Source organism: Nocardiopsis xinjiangensis YIM 90004 (assembly GCF_000341145.1).
Taxonomy (GTDB): domain Bacteria; phylum Actinomycetota; class Actinomycetes; order Streptosporangiales; family Streptosporangiaceae; genus Nocardiopsis; species Nocardiopsis xinjiangensis.
Genome location: NZ_ANBE01000013.1, coordinates 1 through 8,451 on the forward strand (window position 1 = coordinate 1; position 8,451 = coordinate 8,451).

The 8,451-nt window shown below is 66.9% G+C and carries 8 protein-coding genes and 1 pseudogene; 1 reads left to right on the forward strand and 8 read right to left on the reverse strand.

From position 1 onward, the window contains the following. Positions 1–437: 437 nt before the first annotated feature. From D473_RS0108610 to D473_RS0108635, 6 genes are all read right to left on the reverse strand, one after another. Positions 438–1,190 carry a CPBP family intramembrane glutamic endopeptidase gene (locus D473_RS0108610; protein ID WP_017608670.1) on the reverse strand — a complete coding sequence of 251 codons (753 nt, stop codon included), beginning with the start codon at positions 1,188–1,190 and terminating at the stop codon, positions 438–440. Positions 1,191–1,369: 179 nt separating this feature from the next. Beyond that, positions 1,370–2,401 (reverse strand): hypothetical protein, encoded by a 1,032-nt coding sequence (locus tag D473_RS0108615; RefSeq protein ID WP_017608671.1) that lies wholly within the window; start codon positions 2,399–2,401, stop codon positions 1,370–1,372. A gap of 70 nt (positions 2,402–2,471) precedes the next feature. Then, entirely contained in the window at positions 2,472–3,035 is a 564-nt protein-coding gene (locus D473_RS0108620; RefSeq protein WP_017608672.1) for a hypothetical protein, read from the reverse strand. 311 nt (positions 3,036–3,346) lie between these two features. Then, positions 3,347–3,844: a hypothetical protein gene (locus D473_RS0108625; protein WP_026126752.1), complete on the reverse strand. Its 498-nt coding sequence runs from the start codon at positions 3,842–3,844 to the stop codon at positions 3,347–3,349. A 35-nt stretch (positions 3,845–3,879) separates the two neighbouring features. Next, positions 3,880–5,583: an alpha/beta hydrolase gene (locus tag D473_RS0108630; protein ID WP_017608674.1), complete on the reverse strand. Its 1,704-nt coding sequence runs from the start codon at positions 5,581–5,583 to the stop codon at positions 3,880–3,882. 37 nt (positions 5,584–5,620) lie between these two features. Next, positions 5,621–5,944, reverse strand: coding sequence for a hypothetical protein (locus D473_RS0108635; RefSeq protein ID WP_026126754.1), 324 nt, complete (start codon positions 5,942–5,944; stop codon positions 5,621–5,623). 255 nt (positions 5,945–6,199) lie between these two features. On the opposite strand from D473_RS0108635, the gene D473_RS0108640 reads away from it, so the two are divergent. Then, the gene (locus tag D473_RS0108640) at positions 6,200–7,018 is read left to right on the forward strand and encodes a VanZ family protein (RefSeq protein ID WP_017608676.1); all 819 of its coding nucleotides are present in this window, start codon (positions 6,200–6,202) and stop codon (positions 7,016–7,018) included. Between the two features lie 4 nt (positions 7,019–7,022). Here D473_RS0108640 and D473_RS0108645 read toward each other — a convergent pair whose 3' ends face one another. Both D473_RS0108645 and D473_RS24475 read right to left on the reverse strand, forming a co-directional pair. Beyond that, the gene (locus D473_RS0108645; protein ID WP_017608677.1) at positions 7,023–7,910 is read right to left on the reverse strand and encodes a hypothetical protein; all 888 of its coding nucleotides are present in this window, start codon (positions 7,908–7,910) and stop codon (positions 7,023–7,025) included. A 33-nt stretch (positions 7,911–7,943) separates the two neighbouring features. Next, positions 7,944–8,451, reverse strand: a pseudogene (locus D473_RS24475) (hypothetical protein); the annotation flags it as partial.

Genomic DNA, 8,451 nt, shown 5'->3' on the forward strand with positions numbered 1-8,451 from the left:
CGGATGAGGGGGCCGGCCGTTAGGTGTTCGGCGGCGAGAGCGCAACAGCCCGGCGTCAAGGGGCGGACCGCACACCCCGAGGCGCCCCACCCCGACCCACCACAACGCCGTCACCATCCCCACCCAGGGACAGGAGTGGGGGTGGCGCCGAAGCGGGTTGCGGGAAGCCCCGGCCGGGCTAAGCTCGACGCTCCGACGAACACCACCCACACCAGCCATAGCCCTCAACCCAGGACCTGCACTCCCACAGAACACCGTCACCCTCTCCCCGAACAAGAGGATGCGACGGGACGCCGAGGAAGAGGCTCTGCTGCTCACTGATGTCCAGGCAGCAGAGGAACCCGCCTCCCAGATGTCCCGCCACGACTTGGCCCTCGCCGGTGCAGTCCCCGCTCCCTGCCCTTGCCCTGGCCCCGGCCCCGGTCCTGGCCCCGGTCTCAGAGTGCACTCAGAGCGAGGGCCGCCACGAGTGCGTTGTTGCAGCAGTGCAGTACGACCGCAGGGAGGATCGACTCGTACCTGCGGTGCAACCACGCCAACCACAATCCCAGCACGAAGACGTAGGGCATCACGAGAGGGGTCACGTGCAGGACGGAAAAGAGCAGGGCGGACAGGACGACCGCGGCCCAAGGTGCCACGTGGCGGGAGAGGGCGCCGTGCAGCATGCCGCGGCAGACGATCTCCTCGAAGAGGGGGAAGACGATCACCATGCCGGCGGCAATCGCCAGGGCGGCGCCCGGCGGTAGTTCAGCCACGAGGCTCGAGGTCGCCGAGGGGCCTGAGCCGTCGGCCGGGGCGGAGCCACCGAAGGTGTTGACGAGACCGAGTGTGGCACCGGTGGCCAGGGCCGAGGTCACGATCGCGCTCGGTACCCACAGCAGCAGCCCGACCGGGAACCTGTTCGGCCATGTGAGACCCAGGTCGTGCGGTCGCAGGCGCGGGCCACGGCGCATGAGGACGAGGTGACCGGCGACGCAGACCACCAGCGGTGTGATCAGGAGCAGGGCCCCGACCACGGACACGAGCCAGAACATGTCGGGCCAGTGCGAGGGGGCGAGGAGCACTCCGATCCGAGCCGCTACCAGGACCAGACCGATGGCCGCCACGGTGATGGCACCGATCAGGGCGGTGTGGCGTAACCGTACGTGCGTACCGAGCAGGGGGCGGGCGCGCTGGTTCCTCCCGTTCACCGCCGGGGAGCCCTGATCCGGGGGATCCGAAGGGGCGGTGCTCTTTGGTCCGGTATCCGAATTCGTCATCGGTCCAACTACCTACTCGACCCTGGCTGGTCGGGCAACTCACGAAGCTCGACCCACCCACCTCGTGGCACGTCATCCCCTGAGCCCGGTGAAGGGGACAGAAGGAGGGGTCAGTCCATGACCTCCGAGGCGATCCCCTCGGCCTCGCCCGGTTCGGCGGGGCGGATCTGCCCGGCCAGTTCCACCGTGTCGATGTCGGGGAAGTCGATGGTCGGTTCTTCGTTCTCGTCGGTCGGCATCCCCGTCATGAGGTTGGCGGCGCCACCGTCCGTGAACTCGGTGCGGGCCTCGAACCTCTCCTCGGAGCTGCGGGAGAAATCCGCGATCACGATGTCCCCGTGTTCCCCGCAAGGTTTGTCACCGCCGTCCGACTCGCACAGGGAGTAGAGCGGTGTCCACCCCGTCTCGGCGATCTCCTCCATGGACTCGCTCTGCAGAGCGAGGGTGAACCCATCGAACTCGGGGGAGGGAACTTCCGGCTGGTAAGTGATGGAGGCCGTGCCCAGATCCTCGCTCGCCCACATGGCGGTCGGTTCCCACCCGGCCAGTTCCAGCACGGCGATCTCGTGGGGGAAATCGGAAACGTCCTGCAGGAGTTCCTCCTTGCGCTCGTCCTGCTCCTGACCCTTGATCCACCAGGTCACGCCCACGATTAGCAGGACCACTCCGAGGATCGCCCCGAGTGCGAGTACGAGGCGGTTGCGTTCCGTGCCCAGCGAGAACACAAGAACGCCGAGCAGGGAGAGTCCCAGGCTCACCAGGGGCAGGGGCACGAGGAAGTCTGCGTTCATGAAGATCGGAAACAGCGTGATGAAGATGCCCGCCACCATCGCGGCGCTCAGAACGATCGGGAACTGCCAGGGGCGGGGTTCGTCGCGGCCTTCCAGGATCCATTGGAGCCAGAAGTGCGTACCGCCGATCACCACGATGGCGCCGAACACGAACAGCACCGCGTAACTCGTCTCGTTGTACAGAAGCCCGAACAGTGCGAAGAATCCGAGGACCATGAGGGCAGTGCCGCCGACGAGCGGGCACAGGGCGACGAAGTAGAACTTCGGTCCCTCGGCGCTCTTGGCCGTCGAATGCGCGGTGCTGTTGCCGGGGGGCTCGGAGGTTTCGGGGGGCTCCGGGGGAATGCTCATGGATGGACGCTACGGTCCGGGCCGGCCGGGCGCCTGAGCCCGTGTACTCATGTCGCGCGCTTGCGCTGTCCTACTCTGTGCCGCGCGCCGTGACCTCTTGCAGGACTTGCGGCCCACCCTGAGCTGTGGCGATCAGCCAGGGGATGGCTGTGAGCAGCAGGGCCGCGAGGAGTACCCCCGTGAGCGCCGAGAGGAAACGCTCTCGCTCCCTGACCAGCGAGTACGTGAACGTGCCGATCAGGCAGAGCGCCAGGCACGCCAGGGGCGTGGGTACGGGCTGGGCGACGCCGAGCTCCATGAGGACAGGTGCGCCGGAGACACAGAGGCCGGCCACCATCGCCGTGCTCAGGATGATCGGCAACTGCCGGGGGTTGGGTTCGTCCCGTTTCTCCAGGATCCTTCGGAGCCAGAAGTGGGCGCCGCCGATCAGAACGACAGTGGCGGCGAGGAACAGCAGCGCAAACCCGGACTCGTCGTACAGCAGGCCGAACAGTGCCATGAAACCCATCGGCCCGAGAACGCTGCCGGCCAACAGCGGGTAGACGGTGGCGAACAGGAGCTTCGGCGTCGATGCGCTCTTGGCCGTTGAATGCGTGCTGTCGTGCTGTAGGTGCGGTTCGGGAGGTGAGTTCATTGGTCCCAGCAGGTAGGAGAATGGGGACTAACAGGGATCATCGAGGTTCATTCTTCGGACGCAGGGTGATGACGCGTGGATGGACAGGGTGCCCTGATCGCTTTCCCTCAGGGACATCCTGAATGCATCCTCGGTACTCTGCACGGCGGCATCGGTTCCACCGCGAATGCCGCTGTCATCACTGTGCTCAGGACCGTCGGGAACCGCCAAGCGCGGGGCTCCCGCTCCAACACCACCTGGAACAGAGGATGGGCCCCACCGATCAGCACGGGGGATTACTCACGAAGCCTCCATGGGCCGGGCGGCAGGCCTCACGACCCCTCTTCGGGATGGAAACAAGGGGAGGAAGCCCCGACGGAGAGTGTGCCTTCGTCGCTCACCCGGAGGGTCATCCCGAACCCGTCCTCGGGGTACTGCACCGAGATCGACAGGGTGTCGGGCCGCCGGTCGCGCATGATCTCGTAGCCGTTGTCGGTCCAGTACTGGTGCAGGGCCTCGGCGTTGGCTTCGTTGTCCTCGGGTTCGAGGTCGCGGAGCCAGTAGGTGTGGCTGACGGTGACGGACTCGTTCTCGCCGCCTCCCTCGCACCCGCCGGTGATCGGCTGGCCCAGTGGCTCCAACCGCACGTCCTCGGGGAGCACGGCCACCGCATCGTTGATGTGCTCGTCGATCTTCTCGACGGCCTGGTTCTCGTTGATCAGGTCCTCCGAAATGGGGTCGGGGGTGGAGGGTGTCTCGGATTCGGATCCGCAGCCCGCCACTGTCAGGGCGAGTACGGAAAGAGCGGCCACAGTCTTCCAGTTCGTCATCCCGTTCCCGGTGCTCCATCGGCGCTCGTGGTGGGTCAGAGAATGCCCCGGACGAATTCTCCCAAGTACTCGACCGACTTGCCGCTCGCATCCTGGTCGGAACGTTCCTCCGGATCTTCGGGCGGGTCGTAGTACTCAGAGTGCGCGTCTCCGAACGGAAACGCTCCGCCTTCGGTCCCCTCGTCGGACTCGAAGGTGGTGGCTCCGAACTCCTCGTCGGACGGGTCGGGGCCGTGGACGAATTCAGGGGTACGGTCGTTGATCTTGTCGTTCTCGGCTGTGGAGACGTGAACGTCCTCCGGGAGGAACCCGAGTTCGGAGACGTGTTCGGCATTGACGCCGGGGCTTCCGACGAAGGCGATCTGGTCGGCGTCCAGGCCCTGGTCGCTCATGGCCGTGTGCCCGACCACGGTGCTGCCGTAGCTGTGCCCGATGACCGTGTTGTGCGAGGGCGAGGCCCCCTCGTGGGTGTCGCGGAGCCCTGACTGGAATCGGCTCAGTTCGTCCACCGCGGCCTCGGCGCGCTCCTCGAACGGGGCCTCCGTCGTCGAAGGCGCGTCGTAGCCGATCCAACTGATGACTGCTGTCTGCTCCGACTCACTCGTACGGTTGGCCTCGGCCGCGACGGCCGCGGCGTTACCGGATCGGCCGTTCACGTTTTCCCAGTTGTTCGTGGTCCCTGGAACCATGGTCGAAACGTTGTCAGCAGTGTCCGGGTTTCCGTGCGAGACAATCGCACGCCCATGTTCCCCCCGAGCGAAGGCCAACAGGTACTGGTCACTTTCGTTCGCGCTGTCCCCGAGGTCATCACGTAGCGTTGCCATGATCTCTTCTTGTTCTTCCAGTTCACGGATCTCTTGGCTCAGGCTCGTCCGTTCGAACGAGCCGCCAGGCCCGTTCGGCGCATCTGCGAGATCGCCCCGGAGTTCCTCCAACTCGTCCTGGACTGCTTCGTGATCGTCCTCCAGGTGATCCCGGTTGAGTTGGTCGCGCACGTTCGAGGGGATGCCGTCGAGGTCGCGCAGCAGGTCCGGGTCGTCGGCCATCGCCTGCTCGCGTTCGTCCTCCGACAGCGATTCCCACCAGGCGTTGACGAGATGGGGCGGTTCACTGCCGTCGATCTCGTCGGGCACCATCGCCGGGTAGTGGTCACCGTAGGTGGCGATCTGTCCGGCAGTGAGCAGGCCGGCCTCGACCATGCGTTCCATGGTCTCCTGGCTCGGACCTGTGCGCAGGTCGATCTTGGTCTGCTCGGCCTGGTCCATGAGTGTGCCCCAGATGCCCGCGTGCTCGGAGCGGAGGTCCTCGCGGGTCTGCTCGAGCGCTGCGACCTCGGTGTTCTCACCACCGAGCCACTCGGTCACGGCCTGACCGATCGCGTATCCGGATCCGCCCGAGACCCGGAGGTCCCGCATCTCCTGTTTGGCGGTCTCCCAACGGGTCTCGATGGAGGCGCGGTCGGTCATGTAGGTGTCGATGTCCTCGGCCCACAAGCGCAGCACCCCTGCGCCGTAGGTGAGGGCTTTGGAGGCCTCTTCCCAGGCCATGAGGTCGTCGGCCGAGGCGGAGCTGATGTCCCAGCCGATGCGGTCGGTGAATTGGTCTGCGGAGGAACGCATCTGGTTGTCGGTGTCGCCGGACCGGCCGAGCATGTCGTTGTGCAGCTCGTCGAGGTCGTCGGCGCCCGAGCGGATCTTTTCGGGTTCTGCCTCGATGGGGTCGGGCAGGTCCAGGGTCATGTCGTCGATGCTTGGCACGGGGGGCGCTCGCTCGGGGTCAGAAGTTGATGGGGATGTCCAATTCCTCGAGCCCTTCTCGGAACTCGTCGGCGTTGTCGTTGTCGGTTGCGGCGATCTCCAATACCGACCCTTGGACGTTCTGCGCGAGGGCGATCCCGCTGCGGGCTGTTGCCTGGATGTCCTCCAGGGAGTTGTCCTGGTAGGTGGAGAGGCCCGAGGTCACGTAGGAGGACACCGGCCCGTGCAGGTTCTCCATGATCTCTTCGAACCTGCCGCCGAGCAGTGCCATGGTCTCCGCGAGTAGTTCGGCCGCTTCCGCCTCGGGGAGGGCGTCGACGGTCACTCCGGTTTCATCGGACATGGAGGATCCAAGGGGGTTGGGGCCGTGGAGGAGATGGAAAACATACCAATCGGGGCGCGTGAACGCTGAGGCTCCTGTGCTCACGTTGTGGATCTGAACTGCCTTGATCCGGACTTTGGTCCCATGGCAAGGCCGGGGCCACATGTGGCCCCGGTGCTCGGCCGCCCCCGTGTTGAAGTGGTGAACTCCTGTACGCCACGATGCAACGGTCCGGAATGCCCGACCAACCCCCGATCCTCGTTCGATGAGGCCCCGATGTGGCAGATCCTCCTCCATGTGACACCGGCCACCGTGGCGCTCGCATCGGCGGCGCTGGCCGTGTTCGCGTTCGTCACGGTATGCGCGTACGTGCGCGACCGGGAAGGTACGAGGCGGTTCTGTCGGCCCCTGCTCGCGGTCGCCTCGGGTGTGTACCTGCTCGTTCTGTCGAGCCCGGTCCTCTCGTGGGGCCAGGTGGGTGAAGGCAGCCGCGACATCACCTGGAACCCCGTGGCCTGGGTGGAGGAGTGGCGCGAGGCCAACGAACCGGACAGCGGGTTCGCGCAGGCGCTCAGCAACGAAACCTCGGCACACTTCTCGGTCGAACCCCTCACCGGCGCAGAACGCGAGGAGATCCTGTCCTACGGCTCGTTCGACTACTTCCTGCACGAGGACGAACGCGGCGACCTCGTGGTGCTGGACGCCGGGGGCGACCCGGCCAGTGAGGCCGAGAGCCGCGTTGTGCACCGGGAGATGGGGTCGGCGGTCGCCGGCTTCATGGAGCACCGGGGCGGCACCAGCGCGGCGCTGATCGTGGAGGAGAAGGTCGTCAATGTCCTGCTCTTCGTTCCGATCGGCGTCGTGGCGTTCTTCGTCTTCGCCCACCCAGCGGGCAAGCTCGCGGCCGGTCCGCTGCTGTCGCTGACCGTGGAAACCACGCAGTGGGCGCTGGCCGCGGGCGGCTCCGCCGACGCCTCGGACTTCGCGGCCAACAGCATCGGGTCGGTCACCGGCACGGCCCTGGCGGGCGCGGCTGTCCTGGTGGTGGCCCGGTTCCGCAAACCGAGGGAACACCACGAGCCGGTGGGGGTCTGAACCCTCAGCCGCGCAGCACCGCGATCGCGTCCAGCAATCGCGCGCGCAGCACTGCTCCCCGCTCGGCGAAGCCGCGCTGGTACTCCATGTAGGCGGCCTTGCCCTCGGCGGTCTCGATCCGCACCGGTTCGTAGCCCCACTCGCGCAGGTCGTAGGGGGAGGCGCGCATGTCCAGGGTCCGGATCTCGCGGGAGAGCTCGAAGCAGTCCACGACCAGCTCGGAGGGCACCGCGGGCAGCAGCTTGTACGCCCACTTGTACAGGTCCATGTTGGCGTGCAGACACCCGGGCTGGTCCAGGTCGGCCTGCCCCTCACGCGTGGGCTGCAGCGTGTTGCGGGGCCGGGCCTCCTCGGTGAAGAACCGGAACGCGTCGAAGTGCGAGCACTGCACCCGGTGCGATTCCACGACCCGGTCGGTGCCCTCGTGGCCCAGTCGCAGCGGCACCTGGCCGTGGCGCACTTCGGTGGTGCGGTAGAGCATCGCCCACTCGTGCAGCCCGAAACATCCCAGGTGGGCGGGGCGCGAGGCGACCGCTCCCAGCAGGCGCTCGACGAAACCGACGACCGGTCGGGCCGTCAGGAACTCCGCGCGGTCCAGGGCCACGCCCTCGCCGGCCTCGGTGTAGAACCGCTGTTCCAGGCGCTCCCGGGCGCTCTCACCGAGCAGTACGGTGCCCGCGCCGGGGTGCCAGCGCCGCAGCTGGGCGGGTTTGAGGTTGTAGTAGGTGAACAGGAAGTCCTCGACCGGATGGCGCTCGCCCGCCGCGCGTCGGCGCCGGTGGTCGGCGGTGAGCGTGTCCACGCGCGCGGCGTGGTGTTCGGCCCGCTCGCGCCACTGGTCCTCGGGCAGGGCGCTCGCGCGAGCCGTGGCGGTGCCGGTCTCGGTTCCCATCACGGATCCAGGGTACGCACGCCCGGTGGCCGGTCAGTTCGACTGTTGCACGGGAAGGTGGCGGCCCAGGTACCCCACGTAGATGCGGTTGGTCGTCCCGTCGCCGAGGTCGGGGTAGAAGTACAGCCGCGGACAGATGCCGTGCTCGGTGTCCAGCTTGATGTGGGCGTACATGGGCACACGTCCGCTCGGGTCGACCTCCTCCGGTACCCGGAACAGACGTTTGTCGTTGAGTTTGCCGCGGTTGCGTACATAGTCCGATTCCTGCGACGCCAGTCGTTTGACGGGGATGACCCGGTACCCGTCGGGGCTGCGGCGCAGGTAGGAGTGGAACCCCAGACCGGAACCGGGGTTGTCGAACTGGTACCGCGCGTAGTCGTCCAGCGCGAGCATCGCCTGCCAGGCCCGTGTCACCCACAGGCCTTCCTTGTGGCTGTCCACCAGTTCCTCGACGGTGTGGTTCTCGATGGTGAAGAACAGGTGCGGCAGGGGGGGGCCGTCGGTGATGCGTTCCAGGAGCTCGCGGAAGTTGGCGGGGGGG

What these genes read in the sequence shown, in the direction of transcription:
- D473_RS0108615 (WP_017608671.1), bottom strand. Translation starts at nt 2,401, where the DNA reads ATGAGCATTCCCCCGGAGCCCCCCGAAACCTCCGAGCCCCCCGGCAAC.
- D473_RS0108620 (WP_017608672.1), bottom strand. Translation starts at nt 3,035, where the DNA reads ATGAACTCACCTCCCGAACCGCACCTACAGCACGACAGCACGCATTCA.
- D473_RS0108625 (WP_026126752.1), bottom strand. Translation starts at nt 3,844, where the DNA reads ATGACGAACTGGAAGACTGTGGCCGCTCTTTCCGTACTCGCCCTGACA.
- D473_RS0108630 (WP_017608674.1), bottom strand. Translation starts at nt 5,583, where the DNA reads ATGACCCTGGACCTGCCCGACCCCATCGAGGCAGAACCCGAAAAGATC.
- D473_RS0108635 (WP_026126754.1), bottom strand. Translation starts at nt 5,944, where the DNA reads ATGTCCGATGAAACCGGAGTGACCGTCGACGCCCTCCCCGAGGCGGAA.
- D473_RS0108640 (WP_017608676.1), top strand. Translation starts at nt 6,200, where the DNA reads ATGTGGCAGATCCTCCTCCATGTGACACCGGCCACCGTGGCGCTCGCA.
- D473_RS0108645 (WP_017608677.1), bottom strand. Translation starts at nt 7,910, where the DNA reads ATGGGAACCGAGACCGGCACCGCCACGGCTCGCGCGAGCGCCCTGCCC.